The 18,079-nt window shown below is 71.4% G+C and carries 18 protein-coding genes; 16 read left to right on the forward strand and 2 right to left on the reverse strand.

Going from position 1 to position 18,079, the window contains the following annotated elements; translation table 11 throughout:
* Position 1 precedes the first annotated feature (1 nt).
* The 4 genes from aroB to M8542_RS07320 all read left to right on the forward strand — a co-directional run bounded on the left by aroB (position 2) and on the right by M8542_RS07320 (position 4,135).
* The gene (gene aroB / locus M8542_RS07305) at positions 2 to 1,111 is read left to right on the forward strand and encodes a 3-dehydroquinate synthase (protein ID WP_257919260.1); all 1,110 of its coding nucleotides are present in this window, start codon (positions 2 to 4) and stop codon (positions 1,109 to 1,111) included.
* On the forward strand, positions 1,108 to 1,539 hold the full coding sequence (gene aroQ, locus M8542_RS07310) for a type II 3-dehydroquinate dehydratase (RefSeq protein ID WP_257919261.1): 432 nt from the start codon (positions 1,108 to 1,110) through the stop codon (positions 1,537 to 1,539). Before aroB ends, aroQ begins: the two co-directional genes overlap by 4 nt.
* Positions 1,536 to 2,441, forward strand: a complete 906-nt coding sequence (locus tag M8542_RS07315) for a GNAT family N-acetyltransferase (protein ID WP_257919262.1) — start codon at positions 1,536 to 1,538, stop codon at positions 2,439 to 2,441. The genes aroQ and M8542_RS07315 overlap by 4 nt, the downstream gene beginning before the upstream one ends.
* A gap of 212 nt (positions 2,442 to 2,653) precedes the next feature.
* Positions 2,654 to 4,135, forward strand: a complete 1,482-nt coding sequence (locus M8542_RS07320; RefSeq protein ID WP_257919263.1) for a glycoside hydrolase family protein — start codon at positions 2,654 to 2,656, stop codon at positions 4,133 to 4,135.
* Here M8542_RS07320 and M8542_RS07325 read toward each other — a convergent pair.
* On the reverse strand, positions 4,132 to 4,629 hold the full coding sequence (locus M8542_RS07325; protein ID WP_257919713.1) for a B-4DMT family transporter: 498 nt from the start codon (positions 4,627 to 4,629) through the stop codon (positions 4,132 to 4,134). The two genes, M8542_RS07320 and M8542_RS07325, sit on opposite strands and share 4 nt — an antisense overlap.
* A gap of 92 nt (positions 4,630 to 4,721) precedes the next feature.
* Between M8542_RS07325 and M8542_RS07330 the strand changes: the two genes are divergently transcribed.
* From M8542_RS07330 to nusB, 3 genes are read left to right on the forward strand one after another with little or no spacing between them, the layout of a single operon-like run.
* Positions 4,722 to 5,810, forward strand: a complete 1,089-nt coding sequence (locus tag M8542_RS07330) for a M24 family metallopeptidase (protein ID WP_257919264.1) — start codon at positions 4,722 to 4,724, stop codon at positions 5,808 to 5,810.
* 40 nt (positions 5,811 to 5,850) lie between these two features.
* Positions 5,851 to 6,414, forward strand: coding sequence for an elongation factor P (efp, locus tag M8542_RS07335; RefSeq protein ID WP_257919265.1), 564 nt, complete (start codon positions 5,851 to 5,853; stop codon positions 6,412 to 6,414).
* The gene (gene nusB / locus M8542_RS07340) at positions 6,414 to 6,869 is read left to right on the forward strand and encodes a transcription antitermination factor NusB (RefSeq protein WP_257919266.1); all 456 of its coding nucleotides are present in this window, start codon (positions 6,414 to 6,416) and stop codon (positions 6,867 to 6,869) included. Before efp ends, nusB begins: the two co-directional genes overlap by 1 nt.
* A 105-nt stretch (positions 6,870 to 6,974) precedes the next feature.
* Here the strand turns inward: nusB and bldD are convergent, their stop codons facing one another.
* Complete coding sequence (gene bldD / locus M8542_RS07345) at positions 6,975 to 7,463, reverse strand: transcriptional regulator BldD (protein ID WP_020422358.1); 489 nt, start codon at positions 7,461 to 7,463, stop codon at positions 6,975 to 6,977.
* Between the two features lie 249 nt (positions 7,464 to 7,712).
* Here bldD and pyrR point away from each other — a divergent pair, with 249 nt between their 5' ends.
* The 9 genes from pyrR to pyrF are packed head-to-tail and all read left to right on the forward strand — an operon-like array spanning position 7,713 to position 18,057.
* Complete coding sequence (gene pyrR / locus M8542_RS07350) at positions 7,713 to 8,312, forward strand: bifunctional pyr operon transcriptional regulator/uracil phosphoribosyltransferase PyrR (protein ID WP_257919267.1); 600 nt, start codon at positions 7,713 to 7,715, stop codon at positions 8,310 to 8,312.
* Positions 8,309 to 9,241 carry an aspartate carbamoyltransferase catalytic subunit gene (locus tag M8542_RS07355; protein ID WP_257919268.1) on the forward strand — a complete coding sequence of 311 codons (933 nt, stop codon included), beginning with the start codon at positions 8,309 to 8,311 and terminating at the stop codon, positions 9,239 to 9,241. The genes pyrR and M8542_RS07355 overlap by 4 nt, the downstream gene beginning before the upstream one ends.
* Positions 9,238 to 10,524 carry a dihydroorotase gene (locus M8542_RS07360; RefSeq protein WP_257919269.1) on the forward strand — a complete coding sequence of 429 codons (1,287 nt, stop codon included), beginning with the start codon at positions 9,238 to 9,240 and terminating at the stop codon, positions 10,522 to 10,524. Before M8542_RS07355 ends, M8542_RS07360 begins: the two co-directional genes overlap by 4 nt.
* Positions 10,524 to 11,018: a PH-like domain-containing protein gene (locus tag M8542_RS07365; protein ID WP_257919270.1), complete on the forward strand. Its 495-nt coding sequence runs from the start codon at positions 10,524 to 10,526 to the stop codon at positions 11,016 to 11,018. Before M8542_RS07360 ends, M8542_RS07365 begins: the two co-directional genes overlap by 1 nt.
* Positions 11,015 to 12,136 (forward strand): glutamine-hydrolyzing carbamoyl-phosphate synthase small subunit, encoded by a 1,122-nt coding sequence (gene carA / locus M8542_RS07370; protein WP_257919271.1) that lies wholly within the window; start codon positions 11,015 to 11,017, stop codon positions 12,134 to 12,136. The genes M8542_RS07365 and carA overlap by 4 nt, the downstream gene beginning before the upstream one ends.
* The gene (locus tag M8542_RS50285) at positions 12,133 to 13,305 is read left to right on the forward strand and encodes an AAA family ATPase (RefSeq protein ID WP_257919272.1); all 1,173 of its coding nucleotides are present in this window, start codon (positions 12,133 to 12,135) and stop codon (positions 13,303 to 13,305) included. Before carA ends, M8542_RS50285 begins: the two co-directional genes overlap by 4 nt.
* A complete protein-coding gene (locus M8542_RS07380) occupies positions 13,302 to 13,898 on the forward strand; it encodes a DUF4276 family protein (RefSeq protein ID WP_257919273.1) in 597 nt (198 codons plus the stop codon). The genes M8542_RS50285 and M8542_RS07380 overlap by 4 nt, the downstream gene beginning before the upstream one ends.
* Positions 13,898 to 17,212, forward strand: a complete 3,315-nt coding sequence (gene carB, locus M8542_RS07385) for a carbamoyl-phosphate synthase large subunit (protein WP_257919274.1) — start codon at positions 13,898 to 13,900, stop codon at positions 17,210 to 17,212. The genes M8542_RS07380 and carB overlap by 1 nt, the downstream gene beginning before the upstream one ends.
* Positions 17,209 to 18,057 (forward strand): orotidine-5'-phosphate decarboxylase, encoded by an 849-nt coding sequence (gene pyrF, locus M8542_RS07390; protein WP_257919275.1) that lies wholly within the window; start codon positions 17,209 to 17,211, stop codon positions 18,055 to 18,057. Before carB ends, pyrF begins: the two co-directional genes overlap by 4 nt.
* The last annotated feature ends 22 nt before the right edge of the window (positions 18,058 to 18,079 follow it).

Below are 18,079 nucleotides of genomic sequence, written 5' to 3' on the forward strand. Positions count from 1 at the left end.
CATGTCCGACCCGGTGCGCATCCCGGTCGCCACCACCCAGCCCTACGACGTCGTGGTCGGCCGCGGCCTGCTCGGCGACCTCACCGCGCAGCTGGCCGACGCCTCGAAGATCGCGCTGATCCACCCGCCGACGCTGACCACCACGGCCGAGGCCATCCGCGACGAGCTGATCGCGGCGGGGCTCGACGCGCACCGCGTCGAAATCCCCGACGCCGAGGACGGCAAGGCCCTCACCGTCGCGAGCTTCTGCTGGGAGGTGCTCGGCCGGATCGGGCTCGACCGCCAGGGCGCCGTGGTCGGCCTCGGCGGCGGCGCCGTCACCGACCTCGCCGGGTTCGTCGCGGGCACCTGGATGCGCGGGGTCAAGCTGGTCAACGTCCCGACCACGCTGCTGGGCATGGTCGACGCCGCGGTCGGCGGCAAGACCGGCATCAACACCGAGGCGGGCAAGAACCTCGTCGGGGTGTTCCACGAGCCGAGCGCGGTGTTCGCCGACCTCGCGACGCTGGAGACGCTGCCGCCGAACGAGCTCGTCGCCGGGATGGCCGAGGTCGTCAAGACCGGCTTCATCGCCGACCCGCGGATCCTCGAACTGATCGAGGCCGACCCGGCCGCGGCGCTCGACACGACCGGTGACGTGCTGGCCGAGCTGGTCCAGCGGGCGATCCGGGTCAAGGCCGCCGTCGTGACGGCCGACCTGCGCGAGTCCGACCTGCGCGAGATCCTCAACTACGGCCACACCCTCGGGCACGCCATCGAGCGCCGCGAGCGCTACCGGTGGCGGCACGGCGCCGCGGTGAGCGTCGGGCTGGTGTTCGCCGCGGAGCTGGCGCGCCTGGCCGGCCGGCTCGACGACGCGACCGCCGCGCGGCACGCGTCCGTGCTGAAGCTGCTCGGCCTGCCGACGACCTACGACGCCGACGCGCTGCCCCAGCTGGTGGAAACCATGAGGGGCGACAAGAAGACCCGCTCGGGGGTGCTGCGGTTCGTCGTCCTCGACGCGCTGGCCAAGCCCGGCCGGCTCGAAGGCCCGGACCCGGCGCTGCTCGCGGCCGCGTACTCGGCGATCGCGGCCGACGTCCCGGCCAGTGGCGGGAGCGTCCTGCTGTGAAGGCGTTCGTGTTCAACGGCCCCAACCTCGGGCGGCTCGGCAAGCGGGAGCCGTCGGTCTACGGCTCGACGACCCACGACGACCTCGCGGCGCTGTGCGTCGAGGCCGGCGAGGAGCTGGGCATCGAGGTCGAGGTCCGGCAGACCGACCACGAAGGCGAACTGGTCGGCTGGCTGCACGAGGCCGCCGACGGCGGGCACCCGGTGGTCCTCAACGCCGGCGCGTGGACGCACTACTCGATCGCGGTGCGCGACGCCGCGGCGCAGCTGTCCGCGCCGCTGATCGAGCTGCACATCTCGAACGTGCACAAGCGGGAAGCGTTCCGGCACCACAGCGTGCTGTCGGACATCGCGACGGCGGTGATCGCCGGCCTGGGTGTCGACGGCTACCCGCTGGCGCTGCGCTGGCTCGCCGCGCACCCGGGATGACGCCGCCGACGCTGACCACCGCGAGGCTGCGGCTGCGGCAGCTGGTCGAGGCCGACCGCGAAGCCGTGGTGAAGGTGTTCGCCGACCCGGCGATGAGCCGGTACTTCGCGGCGGACTTCTCGGACCCGGCGGCGGCGAGCGCGATGGTCGACCGCCGGCTCGCCTACCGCGGCCCGGCCGGCCAGGGCCACTGGGCGATCGAGCGCGACGGCGAGGTGATCGGCGTCGCGCACCTGCGCCCGTCGTCGGAGCTGCCGGGCGGGGTGGCCGAGCTGGGCTACTACGTCGCGGGCGCGCACGCGGGCCAAGGCCTCGCCACGGAGGCGGCCCAGGCGGTGCTGGCCCACGGGCTCGGCGCGCTGGGCCTGCCGGCGGTCTGGGCGCTGGTGCACGAGCACAACGCGGCGAGCCGCAAGGTGGCCGGCCGCCTGGGTTTCCTCGACGTGGGCAGCGGAATCCACTACGGCGACCTGCACCGGGTGCTGGTCGCGCTGGCGCCGGTGCACGGGCGGCCGCACCACGTCGAGCTGTGGGTGCCGGACCTGGCGGCGGCCGAGCGGAGCTGGGGCTGGCTGCTCGGCGAGCTCGGCTGGCGCGAGTTCCAGCGCTGGCCGGCGGGGGTGAGCTGGCGCCTCGGCGGGACGTACGTGGTGGTCGAGCGGTCCCCGGCGCTGAGCGCGGAGGAGCACGAACGCACCCGGCCGGGGCTCAACCACCTGGCGCTGCACGTGGCGACCCGGGCCCAGGTCGACGACCTGGTGGCCCGCGCCCCCGAGCACGGCTGGCGGCCGATGTTCGCGGAGAAGTACCCGCACGCGGGCGGTGACGCGCACTACGCGGGCTACCTCGAGAACGAGGCGGGGTTCGAAGTGGAGCTGGTGGCGCTGGAGGGCCCGGCCTGAAACGTAGTCATTCACTACGTGTGGGCCAGGTCGGGGCGTGATGGCCCGCCGCCGGACGCCGCGCCCCCGCCCTCGACCGCCGAGGTCCCGCCGCCACGTTGCGCGGGCGGGGGACCGCCGAACGGTGCGGCGTCACCCGGACGTGGTTGCTCTCGCTACACTCCGGTGCCGTGCGCCCGTTTCGTCGTGGGGGTCGGCGACCCGCTCGTGCCTTGCTCGCCAGTGTGCTGGCCGGGCTGCTCGTCGCCGGGTGCACCGAGGGTTACGCCCAGCCGCAGGCCGCCGGGGAGAAGCCCGCCATCGCCGGGGGCAAGGCCAGTGCCGCACCACGGCCGGTCGACGTCAAACTCGCTTCGGATGACCCCCGGCAGAGTGGTGGTGTGATCGCCGCCGGTGGCGCGGACGCCGTCTACAACTACGGGCCGTCGGTGATGCTCGACCGCGGGCAGACCCGGATGTGGTGGTGCAGCCAGTACGGCAGCGCCGCGCCCGCCGGCGACGACATCCTCTACGCCCAGGCCCAGTCCCTCGACGGGCCCTTCAGCGCCCCCGGCGGCGGCATGCCCGCGGCCGTCTTCTCCGGCGCGCCCGGGCAGTTCGACGGGATGCACACCTGCGACCCGTCGGTGCTGCGCGTCGGCTCGACCTACTACCTCTACTACACCGGCGCGGCCGGCGACCACGCGCTCGGCAACGCCGTCGGCCTCGCGACCAGCACCGACGGCGTCCACTGGGTCCGCGCGGCGAACGGGCGGCCCATCCTCGGGCCGTCGCACGACGTGCACCGCGCCAACGTCTACGGCGCCGGCCAGCCCTCCGTCGTCTACCTCGGCGGCTGGTTCTACCTCATGTTCACCGACACCACCGGCCGCGCGGCGGGGACGAACGGCGCGGGGCAGTTCGTGCTGCGGTCGCCGGACCCCGCGTTCTCCGCCGGGGTGCAGGCCCTCGACGTCGGCGGGTTCGTGCCGGTGTCCTCGACGTCGGCGCCGCGCAGCCGCTCGATCGTCGACGGGTTCAGCGCCGACCTGATGTGGGTCGGCGCGCTCGACGCGTTCGTCGTCGCGCACGAGACCGACGCCGGCACCACGCTCACCTTCTGGACCGCGGACTTCACCGAGAACCCGTACCAGCCGGTCGTGCTCGCCGGGCCGTGGCAGGAAGGCCCCGGCCTGGTCCGCCGCGCGGACGGGCACGCGCCGCTGGCCTCGGCCGACCCGTGCGACCGGGTGCCGTTCGACGTCGTGCGCGCCACCGCGATCGGCAGCGCCGGCGCGCCGACCGGCCTCCGGCACTTCGGGCTGGACCTGGTCGGCAGCCAGGCCTGCGCGAGCCCCGCCCGGGTGGCCGCGACGTTCGACGGCGTCACGATGCCCTCGCCGGAGCGGACGATGGACCTGGTCCGCGCGGGCAAGCGGGTGCGGGTCGACCGGCGCGCGGTCGCCGCTGAGCTGGCCGGCGAGCTGCTCGACAAGGCGCCGCCCGCGGTGGCCGGCCTGCCGGTGGCGGTGCGGCTGCGTTCGGGGGCCGAGGCGGTCCAGGCGCCGGACCGGGGCCTCGCCTTCATCCTCGACGACCACCGCCTCTGGCGCGTCCCGGACCCCGCCCTGGTGCTGGGCAACGGCTCTTCGCCGCACCCGCTGACGACAGCTCAGTGGGACGCCTACCCGCGAGCGTCGTCGCTGGTCGGCTAGGACTGGGTGCGCCGCGGCTTCGGCGTCGGCCGGGGACGGGGCCGGGGGCGGACGCGGACCGGCTCGATCACCGCGGTCTGCTCCTCGGGCGTCTCGGCGAAGTCATCGGAGTCGCCGGAGTCTTCGGCCGGCTTCGACCGCCCGATCCGCGCGCCCACGAACAACCCCAGCCCGGCCGGGACCAGCACCAGCAACGCCGAGAACGCCGCGCCGCCGGTCAGCGCGCCGCCCAGGTCCGACACGCCGGTCTGGTCGACGAACACCGCACGCCCGATGACGTACAGGATTCCCGAGACGACGCCGGTCACGAGCGCCGCGATGAACCACGCGCGGCCACGCTCGGGCACCCCGCGCCAGGCGTCCAGCGCGCTCCACAGCGCCGCCGCGCCGACCAGGACCGCGAGCGCCAGCGAGACCACCAGGGTCTGGTCCGTCGGGTGGTACACGGCGTACTTCGCCAGCAGCGTCAGCGCGACGCCGTGGAGCACCGCCATCCCGAGTCCGCGGATCACCCAAGCGCTCATCCTGCGGAGTGTAGGCCAGGTTACCGGCGAGTTGCCCAGCACGCGCCCACTAGGCTGGGCCGGTGCCTGAAACCCATGGACGACGCCGGGCGGCGCTGCGCGGGCTTCTGACCGAAGCCGGTGTCGACACGCTGCTGGTCACCGATCTGCTCAACATCCGCTACCTCACCGGCTTCACCGGCTCGAACGCCGCCGTGCTGCTGCACGCCGAGGGCGACGCGAAGACGCTCTTCTGCACCGACGGCCGCTACACGACCCAGTCGGCCACCGAGGTGCCCGACCTCGACACGGTCGTCGACCGGGCCAGCGCCGCCGCGCTGGTGCAGCGGGTCGCGAAGGACGCCAAGACCTACGGGCGGGTCGGCTTCGAGAGCCAGCACGTCAGCGTCGAGGACTACGAAGCGTTCCGGCAGCACACCGCCCTCGAGCGGACGCCGGGGCTGGTCGAGCGGCTGCGCGTGGTGAAGGACGAGGCCGAGGTCGAGGCGCTGCGCCAGGCCTGCGCCGCCGCCGACCGGGCGCTCGACGACCTCGTCGCCGCCGGCGGGCTGCGGGCCGGGCGGACCGAGCTGGAAATCGCTCGTGACCTGGAGAACCGGATGCTGGAGCACGGCTCGGAGGCGCTCAGCTTCGCCTCCATCATCGCCGCCGGCGCGCACTCCGCCATCCCGCATCACCGGCCCACGCACGCCGAGCTGAAGCGCGGCGACTTCGTCAAGCTGGACTTCGGCGCGACCGTCGACGGCTACCACTCGGACATGACCCGCACGTTCGTCCTCGGCGAGCCCGCGGGCTGGCAGCGGGAGATCTACGACCTCGTGCACAGCGCCCAGGCGGCGGGGGTCGACGCGGTCGTGCCGGGCGCCGAAGTGTCCGAAGTGGACGCCGCGGCGCGCACGGTGATCGCGGACGCGGGGCACGGCGAGCACTTCGCGCACGGCCTCGGGCACGGCGTCGGCCTGCAGATCCACGAGGCACCGAGCTTCGCCGCGACGGGCGTCGGTACACTGTCCGCCGGTATGGCGGTCACCGTCGAGCCCGGCGTCTACCTCGCGGGGCGCGGTGGCGTGCGCATCGAGGACACGCTCGTCGTGCGGGCGGGGGAGCCCGAACTCCTCACCCTGAGCACCAAGAACCTCGTGGTCGTCTGACAGCGGCCCCGAACCCGAACACACAGGAGACTGCAAGCTCGTGGCCACGACCAACGACCTGAAGAACGGGCTCGTCCTCAACCTCGAGGGCCAGCTGTGGACCGTCACCGCGTTCCAGCACGTCAAGCCGGGCAAGGGCGGCGCCTTCGTGCGCACGACGCTCAAGCACGTGCTCACCGGCAAGGTGGTCGACAAGACGTTCAACGCGGGCACGAAGGTCGACACGGCCACGGTGGACCGCCGGAACATGACCTACCTGTACAAGGACGGCCAGGACTTCGTGTTCATGGACGGCGACACCTACGACCAGATCACCGTGCTGGCCGCGGTCGTCGGCGACAACGCCAACTACATGCTCGAGAACACCGAGGTCCAGGTCGCGGTGCACGAGAACGAGGCGCTCTACGTCGAGCTCCCGACCTCGGTCGAGATCATCATCCAGCACACCGACCCGGGCCTGCAGGGCGACCGCTCCACCGGCGGCACCAAGCCGGCGACGCTGGAGACCGGTGCGGAGATCCAGGTCCCGCTGTTCCTGTCCACCGGCGAGAAGATCAAGGTCGACACCCGCGACGGCCGTTACCTGGGCCGCGTCTCCAGCTGATGCCGACTTCGAAACCCCACCCGAACCGCGGCGGCGCGATCAGCCGCAGGCAGGCGCGCCGCCGGGCGGTGGAAATGCTGTACGAGGCCGCGCAGCGCGACACCGACGCGGTGACGCTGCTGGCCGACCGCGTCGGCGCGACCGAGGTCGACCCGATCGCGGACTACACGATCAGCCTGGTCGAGGGCGTGACCGCCCGGAAGACCCAGATCGACGAGCTGCTGGCCGAGCACGCGCAGGGCTGGACCCTGGAGCGGATGCCGAAGGTCGACCTCGCGGTGCTGCGGGTCGGTGTCTACGAGCTGCTCTGGGCCGAGGACGTGCCGGACCCGGTCGCGATCGACGAGGCCGTGGGCCTGGCGAAGGAACTTTCCACGGACGACTCGCCGCGGTTCGTCAACGGCGTGCTGGGCCGGATCGGCACCATCGCCGACCGCCTGCGCGCCGTGCTCTAGAGCCCGCCTGGCCCCCCGGTCAGGCGGTTTCCGGTCACGGTGACCACGACCGGGGGTCCGGGGGCGTGGCCCCGGGCGGGGCGTGGGGGCTGCGCCCCCGACAACTCAGTCTTCCTTGGCGGGACGCGCCTCCGGCGGCAGGACGCCCCAGTCGATGAGCTGCTCGGTCAGCTCGCCCGGGGTCATGTCGTAGATGATCGCCAGGGACCGCAGGTCCTCGGTGCGGATCGAGAGCACCTTGCCGTTGTAGTCGCCGCGCTGGCTCTGGATCGTCGCCGCGTAGCGGGCCAGCGGGCCCACCTTTTCGGCCGGCAGCTGCTGCAGGCGCTCGAGGTTGATCACGATCTTGGTGGCGGGCTCGGCGCCGGAGGGGACTCGGCCCTCGGGCAGCAGCTCGACCACGGGCACACCGTAGAAGTCGGCCAGCTCGGCGAGCTTCTGCACGGTGACGGCACGGTCGCCACGCTCGTACGAGCCGACGACGACGGCCTTCCAGCGCCCACCGGACTTCTGCTCGACCCCGTGCAGGGACAGGCCCTGCTGCTGGCGGATCCCGCGGAGCTTGGCCCCGAGCGCCTTGGCGTAATCGCCCATCTGGTCGTTCTCCGTTCTCCACCCCCTCCCGGTCGGGGATGACCGGTCCAGGGGACTCTTCGAGTCGAATACTCAGAGTAATGGTTACGCATTGTTGTCACCAGGTCAAGCAGGAGCTTGCCGCGAATCACGCCACACCACCCGTAAGACTGAGCAAAGTCCCTGCTACTGTCGGTGCGAAAGCCCCGACCAGCAGGGGAACAGACGTCCTTTAAGGACCCGTCCGGTGAGGCGGGGAAGGAGTCCGAAGTGTCGTCACGTCCGCGTGGCGCGGCTGGTTCGGCCGGGGAGCGCGAGCTCCTGACGGCCGGCGATGTCGCGCGCACGATCGCCCGAATGGCCCATCAGGTCATCGAAAAGACCGCGAACGGTGCGGAGAGCACTACCCCGCCCGTGTTGCTCGGCATTCCCAGCCGCGGCACGCCGCTCGCGGTCCGCCTGGCCGACAAGATCGGCGAGTTCTCCGGCGTCCGCCCGCCGGCCGGCGCCCTCGACATCACCCTGTACCGGGACGACCTGCGCCGCCGCCCGCCCCGCGCGCTCGAGCAGACGCAACTGCCGCCGGACGGCATCGACGACCGGGTGGTGATCCTGGTCGACGACGTGCTCTTCTCCGGCCGCACGGTCCGGGCCGCGCTCGATGCCCTCCGTGATCATGGCCGCCCCCGCGCGGTGCAGCTGGCCGTGCTGGTCGACCGGGGTCACCGTGAGCTGCCGATCCGCGCCGACTACGTGGGCAAGAACGTGCCGACCGCGCGCACCGAGGGCGTGTCCGTCCTGCTGGCCGAGATCGACGGCCGCGACGCCGTCCTGCTGCGCCCATCGGAAGTTGCTGGAGAGGACTCGTGAAGCACCTGCTCGCCACCGACGGGCTGGACCCGGCGCTGGCCACCGCCGTGCTCGACACCGCCGACGAGCTGAAGCACACGCTGCTCGGCCGCGAGGTCAAGAAGCTGCCGACGCTGCGCGGCCGCACGGTGATCACCCTGTTCTACGAGAACTCGACGCGCACCCGGGTCTCGTTCGAGATCGCCGGGAAGTGGATGAGCGCCGACGTGATCAACGTCTCGGCGTCCAGCTCCTCGGTCAACAAGGGCGAATCCCTGCGCGACACCGCCCTGACGCTGGCCGCCGCGGGCGCCGACTGCGTGATCGTCCGGCACCCGGCCAGCGGCGCCGCCCAGCGGCTCTCGGAGTGGCTCGCCGAGCCGGGCACCTCGGTGGTCAACGCCGGCGACGGCACCCACGAGCACCCGACGCAGGCGCTGCTCGACGCGGCCACGCTGCGCGAGCGCCTCGGCTCGCTGAAGGACCGCCGGATCGCGATCGTCGGCGACGTCCTGCACAGCCGCGTCGCGCGCTCGAACATCCACCTGCTCGCCGCCCTCGGCGCCGAAGTGGTCCTGGTCGCGCCACCGACGCTGCTGCCCTACGGCGTCGAGAGCCTGCCGGTGACCGTCTCGCACGACCTCGACGCCGAGCTGCCCGCGGTGGACGCGGTGATGATGCTGCGGGTCCAGGCCGAGCGGATGCACGGCGGGTTCTTCCCCAGTGCGCGCGAGTACTCGATCGCTTACGGCCTCTCGGAGAAGCGGCAGAAGCTGCTGCCCGAGCACGCGGTCGTGCTGCACCCCGGCCCGATGCTGCGCGGGATGGAGATCGCGAGCGCGGTCGCCGACTCCCCGGCCTCGGCCATCACCGAACAGGTCCGCAACGGCGTCCACGTGCGCATGGCGGTCCTCTACCACCTCCTGGCCAGCGAAGGAGCCGCCGCGTGAGCACCCTGATCAAGGGCGCCCGCCCCTACGGCGAAGGCGATCCCGTCGACGTCCTGATCGAGGACGGCGTGATCACCGCGCTCGGCGTCGTCGAGGCGCCCGAAGACGCCGAAGTCGTCGAAGCCGGCGGGCAGGTGCTGCTCCCGGGATTCGTCGACCTGCACACCCACCTGCGTGAACCCGGCCGCGAGGACACCGAGACGATCGACTCCGGCTCGGCCGCGGCGGCACTCGGCGGCTACACCGCGGTGTTCGCCATGGCCAACACCGACCCGGTCGCCGACAACGCCGTGATCGTCGAGCACGTGTGGCGGCGCGGGCAGGAGGTCGGCCTGGTCGACGTCCACCCGGTCGGCGCGGTCACCGTCGGGCTCAAGGGCGAGAAGCTCGCCGAGCTCGGCACGATGGCGAACTCGCAGGCCCGGGTGAAGGTCTTCTCCGACGACGGCCTCTGCGTCGCCGACCCGCTGCTCATGCGCCGCGCGCTGGAGTACTCGACCGCGCTCGACGTCGTCATCGCGCAGCACGCCGAGGAGCCGCGGCTGACCGTCGGTGCCCAGGCCCACGAGGGTGAGCGTGCGGCCCGGCTCGGCTACACCGGCTGGCCGGCCGCCGCGGAGGAGTCGATCGTGGCCCGCGACTGCCTCCTGGCCCTGCACGCGAACGCCCGGCTGCACGTCTGCCACGTCTCCACCTCGGGCACCGCCGACGTGCTGGCCTGGGCGAAGGAGCGCGGCACCAAGGTCTCGGCCGAGGTCACGCCGCACCACCTGCTGCTCACCGACGAGCGCCTGGCCACCTACGACCCGGTCAACAAGGTGAACCCGCCGCTGCGCACCGAGTCCGACGCGGAGAAGCTGCGGACCGCGCTCGCCGAGGGTGTCATCGACTGCGTCGCCACCGACCACGCGCCGCACGCCGTGCAGGACAAGGACACCGAGTGGACCGCGGCCCGGCCCGGGATGCTCGGGCTGCAGACGGCGCTTTCGATCGTGGCCGAAACGATGGTCCGCACCGGCCTGCTCGACTGGCGCGGCGTCGCCCACGTCATGAGCGAGCGGCCCGCCGAGATCGGCAACCTCGCCGACCATGGCCGTCCGATCGCGGTCGGCGAGCCGGCGAACCTGACCCTCGTCGACCCGGATGCCGAGTGGACCGTCCGGGGCGCGGAGCTGGCCAGCATCGCCGCCAACACCCCGTACGAGGGAATGCGGCTCCCCGGTGTGGTGACCGCGACGCTGCTGCGCGGGCGGCTCACCGCGCGGGACGGGAAGGTCTGCTGATGGAGCGCTTCTGGCTCGTGCTGGCGATCGTCGCCTTCTTCCTGCTCTGCCTCTGGGGCATGTACGTCGGCTGGCGGCGCAAGGCGCGCTCGCAGAGCGTGCAGGTGCCGCCCTTCCCGGAGATCCCGGCCGAACCGGGCGAGACGCTGCTGGAGTCCACCGGCGTCTACGTCGCCACGACGTTCGCGGGGGAGTGGCAGAACCGGGTCGTCACCCGCGGCGCGGGGCTGCGCACCGGCGCGGTCCTGCGGCTGCACGAGGGCGGCGTCGCGGTCGAACGCGGCGGCGCGCCCGACTTCTGGATTCCGCGCGAGGCCGTCACCGGCGTCCGGCGCGACAGCAAGATCGCCGGGAAGGTGATGGGCACCGACGCGTTGCTCGTCCTCACCTGGCGAGCCGGCGAAACCGAGCTCGACACCGGCTTCCGCGGTGACGAGCTCGACGACTATCCACAGTGGATCGAACAGCTCAAGATCAAGGGAGGTGCCCAGTGAACGCGCGCGCTCAGGCCGCACTGGTGCTCGAAGACGGCCGGGTGTTCCGCGGCGCTGCCTACGGCGCGCAGGGGCGGAGCCTCGGCGAGGCGGTGTTCTGCACCGGCATGACCGGCTACCAGGAGACGCTGACCGACCCGTCCTACCACGGGCAGATCGTGGTGCAGACCGCACCGCAGATCGGCAACACCGGCTGGAACGACGAGGACGACGAGTCGTCGAAGATCTGGGTCAACGGTTACGTCGTGCGCGACCCCGCGCGCACGCCGTCCAACTGGCGCTCTCGCCGGACCCTCGACGAGGAGCTGGTTCGCCAGGGCGTCGTCGGGATCGCCGAGGTCGACACCCGCTCGCTGACCCGGCACCTGCGCGAGCTCGGCGCGATGCGCGCCGGGGTGTTCTCCGGCGACGCGCTGGGCACCGTCGACGAGATGGTCGCCGAGGTCCTGGCCAGCCCGAAGATGGAGGGCGCCGACCTGGCCGGCCAGGTCACCACGCCGAAGCCGTACGTCGTCCCTGCGGAAGGGGAGACGCGGTTCCGGGTGGTCGCGCTGGACCTGGGCATCAAGTCCAACACCCCGCGCCAGATGGTCAAGCGCGGCATCGAGGTGCATGTCCTGCCCTCTTCCGCTTCCCTGGAAGAGGTGCTGGCGATCGAGCCGGACGGCGTGTTCCTGTCGAACGGCCCGGGCGACCCGGCCACGACGACGCACGCCACCGAGCTGACCAAGCAGGTCCTCGGCCGCGAGATCCCGCTGTTCGGCATCTGCTTCGGCAACCAGGTCCTGGGCCGCGCGCTCGGCCTGGGGACGTACAAGATGCGCTACGGACACCGCGGCATCAACATCCCGGTGATCGACGTCGCCACGAAGTCGGTGGCGATCACCGCGCAGAACCACGGCTTCGCCCTCGAAGGCGAGCCCGGCCAGCGCTTCGAGTCGCCCTTCGGCGCGGCTCAGGTCAGCCACTACTGCGCCAACGACGGCGCGGTCGAGGGCCTGCGGGCCTTCGACGTGCCGGCGTTCTCGGTGCAGTACCACCCCGAAGCCGCCGCCGGCCCGCACGACGCCGCCCCCCTGTTCGACGATTTCGTTTCGCTCATGGAGAAGCGGTCGTGACTCTCACGACCGGCATCGAGCGGCTCCGGATCCGGAACTTCCGGGTGCTCCGGGACATCGAGCTGGACGGTCTGACGCCGGTGACGGCGTTGCTGGGGCCGAACGGGAGTGGCAAGTCCACGGTGTTCGACGCGTTGGACTTCCTCTCCGATTCGTTCCGGGTTGGACTGCGCTCGGCTTGGGACCAGCGCGGGGGTGCTGCCGACATCGTCACCCACGGTGCGACCGATGCTGTCAAGATTGAGCTGACCTGCCGCATCGAAGGTGCGGTGGCCGAGTACCGGCTCGTCATCGAGCACGACGATGACGAGCCGGCGGTAGCCGAAGAGAAGCTGACTTGGCAGCCAGAGGGTGCTGACGAGCCCTCTGAAGTTCTCGAGTTTCGGGGTGGGATCGGCACGGTCGTTGGTCTGGGCGCTGTCGGAGAGCAGGTCGTGCTGAGCAGCCCGGACTTACTTGGCGTAGGTGTGGTCAGCCAACTCGCCGCCACAGCCAAAGTCGGTAAGTTTCACCGGTTTATCGCTGAGATTCATCTCTCGGATCTGAATCTCGACGCAATGCGGAGAGGCGCCAAGGACGACAAGACGACTCGGCTCAAGCCGGACGGGCAAAACGTCGGGGCCATCGTCCAACGCCTCCGTAACGGGCTCCCTCGCTACTGGGAAGGCATCCGGGATTCTTTGCGGACGTATGTGCCGGGATTCGATGACATCGAGCCCGTGCGGCAGGGCGACGGAGCCTGGATCGTCTACCTGCGCGAGCAAGGCGCGGAAGATCTCGTTGCCCCGGAGAACATCTCCGACGGAACGCTGCAACTGCTCGGCTACCTGGTCGCTCTTCAGGCCGATACCTCGGTGCTGCTGGTCGAGGAGCCGGAGAAGCAGGTTCACCCGAGGCTCCACTACCGCCTCGCCGAGGATGCGCGGGGGGCAGAAGCGGCTGGTCAGGTCATGGTTGCCACCCACGCGCCCGAGTTCGTCGACGCACTGCGGCCCGACGAGGTCTGGATGCTGTTCCGTGACGAATCCGGCTTCGCCCAGGCTCGGCGGGCGGCGGACATCCCCCAGCTGATGGCCATGGTCGACAGCGGGGGCCTGCTGGGGAACCTCTGGACCGAGGGGTTCTTCGGCCTCGGCGATCCCCTCGACCGGCCGGGGCAGCCCCGGTGATCCACGTCGAGATCCTGGTCGAGGAGCCGTCGGCGGAAGCAGCGTTGAAAACCCTGGTTCCGAAGATCGTCGGTGAGGACGTGTCCTTCGCCGTCCGGCGCTTTCAAGGCAAGCAGGATCTGCTCAAGAGGTTGCCCGGAATCCTGCGTGGGTTCGCGGCTCGGATCGCGTGGGAGGCACTCCGGGTCGTCGTGCTCGTCGACCGGGACGCCGAAGACTGCCGGGAACTCAAGCGCCACCTGGTCGGTGTGAGCGAGGAAGCAGGACTTCCGTCCGAGACCGTCCTGCACCGCGTGGTGATCGACGAGCTGGAGTCCTGGTTTCTCGGCGACGTCCCAGCCCTGTGCGCGGCATACAGCAGGGTGCCGGAGGACCTGGGCAAACAGGCGCGCTACCGCGATCCTGACGGCACCGGCAAAGCGTCGCGTGCGCTGGAGGACCTCCTGCGGTCCAAGGGATACCTCCGAGACCGCTTGCCGAAGGTCGCAACGGCGGAGGCCATCACGCCCCACATGGACATCGAGAACAACCGATCCAAGAGCTTTCAGGTCTTCCGCGACGGCTTGCGGCGCCTGGTGAAAGAAGGAAACTGATGCCGAAGAGGACGGACATCCAGCACGTGCTGGTGATCGGCTCCGGGCCGATCGTGATCGGGCAGGCCGCGGAGTTCGACTACTCCGGGACCCAGGCCTGCCGGGTGCTGCGCAGCGAAGGCCTGCGCGTGTCCCTGGTGAACTCGAACCCGGCCACCATCATGACCGACCCCGAGTTCGCCGACGCCACCTACATCGAGCCGGTGACGCCGGACTTCGTCGAGAAGGTCATCGCGGCGGAACGCCCCGACGCCATCCTCGCGACCCTCGGCGGGCAGACCGCGCTCAACTGCGCGGTCGCCCTGCACGAGCGCGGCGTGCTCGACAAGTACGGCGTCGAGCTGATCGGCGCCGACATCGACGCCATCCAGCGCGGTGAGGACCGGCAGAAGTTCAAGGACATCGTGCGCACCATCGGCGCCGAGGTCCCGCGCTCCCGCGTCTGCCACGACATGGACGAGGTCCGCGACACGGTCAAGGACCTCGGGCTGCCGGTCGTCATCCGGCCGTCGTTCACCATGGGCGGGCTCGGCTCGGGCATGGCGCACACGCCCGAGGACCTCGAGCGGCTCGCCTCCACCGGGCTCACCGAGTCCCCGGTCACCGAGGTGCTCATCGAGGAGAGCGTGCTCGGCTGGAAGGAGTACGAGCTCGAGCTGATGCGCGACAAGCACGACAACGTCGTGGTCGTCTGCTCGATCGAAAACGTCGACGCGATGGGCGTGCACACCGGCGACTCGGTCACCGTGGCGCCGACCATGACGCTCACCGACCGCGAGTACCAGGTCATGCGCGACGTCGGCATCGCCGTGCTGCGCGAGGTCGGCGTCGACACCGGTGGCTGCAACATCCAGTTCGCGATCAACCCGGCCGACGGCCGGATGGTCGTCATCGAGATGAACCCGCGGGTGTCGAGGTCGAGTGCGCTGGCGTCGAAGGCCACCGGCTTCCCGATCGCCAAGATCGCCGCGAAGCTCGCCATCGGCTACACCCTCGACGAGATCCAGAACGACATCACCGGCGAGACGCCCGCGGCGTTCGAGCCCACGCTGGACTACGTCGTCGTGAAGATGCCCAGGTTCGCCTTCGAGAAGTTCCCGGGCGCGGACCCGACGCTGACCACGACGATGAAGAGCGTCGGCGAGGCCATGTCGTTCGGCCGCAGCTTCCCCGAGGCGCTCGGCAAGGTGATGCGGTCCATCGAGACCAAGGCGACCGGGTTCTGGACGCTTCCCGACCCCGAGGGCGTCACGCTGGAGTCCACTTTGGACGACCTGCGCACGCCGCACGAAGGCCGGCTCTACGAAGTGGAACGCGCGCTGCGGCTCGGTGGCACCGTCGAGCAGGTGCACGAAGCCTCGGGCATCGACCCGTGGTTCATCGACCAGATCGCCCTCATCGGCGAAGTGGGCGCCGAGGTCCGCGACGCGCCGGTGCTGAACGAGGACCTGCTGCGCCGCGCCAAGCGCACCGGCCTGGCCGACCGCCAGATCGCCGCGCTGCGGCCGGAGCTGGCGGGCGAGGACGGCGTCCGCGCGCTGCGCCACCGCCTCGGCGTGCGGCCGGTGTTCAAGACCGTCGACACCTGCGCGGCCGAGTTCGCCGCCAAGACGCCGTACCACTACTCGGCTTACGAGTCCGACCCCGACGCGCAGTCCGAAGTGGCCACGCAGTCGGACAAGCCGAAGGTGCTCATCCTCGGCTCCGGCCCGAACCGGATCGGCCAGGGCATCGAGTTCGACTACTCCTGCGTGCACGCGGCGATCGCGTTGCGGGAGGCCGGGTTCGAGGCCGTCATGGTCAACTGCAACCCGGAAACCGTGTCCACCGACTACGACACCTCCGACCGGCTGTACTTCGAGCCGCTGTCCTTCGAGGACGTCCTCGAGGTCGTGCACGCCGAGCAGGTGTCCGGCACGGTCGCCGGCGTGATCGTCCAGCTCGGCGGCCAGACCCCGCTGGGCCTGGCGAAGAAGCTCGCCGACGCCGGTGTCCCGGTGGTCGGGACGCCGCCGGAGGCGATCAACCTGGCCGAGGACCGCGGCGCGTTCGGCGAGGTGCTCACCGACGCCGGGCTGCCCGCGCCACGCTACGGCACGGCGACGTCCTTCGAAGGCGCCAAGCGGATCGCCGACGAGATCGGCTACCCGGTGCTCGTCCGGCCGTCCTACGTGCTCGGCGGGCGCGGCATGGAGATCGTCTACGACGAGGAGACCCTGGCCGGCTACATCCGCCGCGCCACGGAGGTCACCCCCGAGCACCCGGTGCTCGTCGACCGCTTCCTCGACGACGCCATCGAGATCGACGTCGACGCGCTGTTCGACGGCGAGGAGCTCTACCTCGGCGGCGTCATGGAGCACATCGAGGAAGCCGGGATCCACTCCGGTGACTCCTCGTGCGCGCTGCCGCCGATCACGCTCGGCCACACCGACCTGCAGACCGTCCGGCGCTCGACCGAGGCGATCGCGCGCGGGGTGGGCGTCCGCGGGCTCCTGAACGTCCAGTACGCGCTCAAGGACGACGTCCTGTACGTCCTGGAGGCCAACCCGCGCGCGTCGCGCACGGTGCCGTTCGTGTCCAAGGCGACGGCCGTGCCGCTGGCCAAGGCCGCCGCGCTGATCATGACCGGCTCGACGATCAAGGACCTGCGCACCTCCGGTGTGCTCCCCGCCGAAGGCGACGGCGGGCAGATGCCGGCCGACTCCCCGGTCGCCGTCAAGGAGGCCGTGCTGCCCTTCCACCGCTTCCGGACCCCGGAAGGCCACGGCGTCGACTCGCTGCTCGGCCCGGAGATGAAGTCCACCGGCGAGGTGATGGGCGTCGACGTCTCCTTCGGCAAGGCGTTCGCGAAGTCCCAGAGCGGCGCGTACGGCTCGCTGCCGACGTCCGGGCGCGTGTTCGTCTCGGTCGCCAACCGCGACAAGCGCTCGCTGGTCTTCCCGGTGAAGCGGCTGGCGGACCTCGGGTTCGAGATCCTCGCCACCTCCGGCACCGCGGAAGTGCTGCGGCGCAACGGAGTCGCGTGCACCGTGGTGCGCAAGCACTACGAGGGCTCGACCGAAGCCGAGCCGAACATCGTGGACGTCATCCTCAACGGCGACGTCGACATGGTGATCAACACCCCGTACGGCAACAGCGGTCCGCGCGTCGACGGCTACGAAATCCGCACCGCCGCGGTGTCGCGCGACATCCCGTGCGTGACGACCGTGCAGGGCGCCGCGGCGGCCGTGCACGGCATCGAGGCGCTCATCCGGGGCGACATCGGAGTCAAGTCCCTGCAGGAGCTGCAGGCGGCGCTCAAGGCGAAGTCGTGAGCACGGGGGAGCGGTTCGGGGCGCGGCTGGCCAAGGCCGTCGCGTCCCGCGGCCCCCTGTGCGCCGGGATCGACCCCCACCCGGGCCTGATCGAGGCCTGGGGGCTCCCGGTGGACGCTTCGGGCCTGGAACGCTTCGCGCTGTCGGCCACGGAGGTCCTGGCGGCGCGCACGGCGATCGTGAAGCCGCAGTCGGCGTTCTTCGAAAGTTTCGGAGCGGCCGGCGTCCGGGTGCTCGAGCGGGTCGTCGAAACCGCGCGCGAAGCGGGCGCGTTGGTGCTTTTGGACGTCAAGCGCGGCGACATCGGCTCCACGATGGCGGCGTACACGGCCGCGTACGTGGCCGACGGCGCGGCGATCGCCGCCGACGCGATCACCGTCTCGCCGTACCTCGGGTTCGGCTCACTGGAGCAGTGCGCCGCGACGGCGGTCGCGGCGGGGCGCGGCATCTTCGTGCTCGCGCGGACTTCGAACCCGGAAGCGGCCGCCGTCCAGAACGCGCGGCTGCCCGACGGGCGCACGGTGGCGCAGGCGATCGTCGACTCCGCGGCGGCATTCAACGACGGAGCCGGGCCGCTCGGCGATGTGGGTGTCGTCGTCGGAGCCACCATCGCGCCGGGAGAGCTCGATCTCGCGCGGCTGAACGGTCCGGTGCTGGCGCCCGGTTTCGGGGCGCAGGGAGCCACTGCGGCCGATTTGCGGGCCCTGTTCGGGGCTTCGCTGCCCGGCGTGCTGCCCGCGTCGTCTCGCGACATCCTGAAACACGGTCCGGAGCAACCGGCTTTGCGCCAAGCGGTCGAACGCGTCGCCGAAGTGCTGGCCGACCCGCAGGAAAACGGCCAATAGCAGGACCCGGAACCGGGTCCCA

Source organism: Amycolatopsis iheyensis, from assembly GCF_024703995.1.
GTDB classification, from domain to species: Bacteria; Actinomycetota; Actinomycetes; order Mycobacteriales; family Pseudonocardiaceae; genus Amycolatopsis; species Amycolatopsis iheyensis.

Coding starts and splice junctions, on each gene's coding strand:
- aroB (WP_257919260.1), top strand. CDS start 2: ATGTCCGACCCGGTGCGCATCCCGGTCGCCACCACCCAGCCCTACGAC.
- M8542_RS07315 (WP_257919262.1), top strand. CDS start 1,536: ATGACGCCGCCGACGCTGACCACCGCGAGGCTGCGGCTGCGGCAGCTG.
- M8542_RS07325 (WP_257919713.1), bottom strand. CDS start 4,629: ATGGCGGTGCTCCACGGCGTCGCGCTGACGCTGCTGGCGAAGTACGCC.
- nusB (WP_257919266.1), top strand. CDS start 6,414: ATGCCGACTTCGAAACCCCACCCGAACCGCGGCGGCGCGATCAGCCGC.
- bldD (WP_020422358.1), bottom strand. CDS start 7,463: ATGGGCGATTACGCCAAGGCGCTCGGGGCCAAGCTCCGCGGGATCCGC.
- M8542_RS07365 (WP_257919270.1), top strand. CDS start 10,524: ATGGAGCGCTTCTGGCTCGTGCTGGCGATCGTCGCCTTCTTCCTGCTC.
- carB (WP_257919274.1), top strand. CDS start 13,898: ATGCCGAAGAGGACGGACATCCAGCACGTGCTGGTGATCGGCTCCGGG.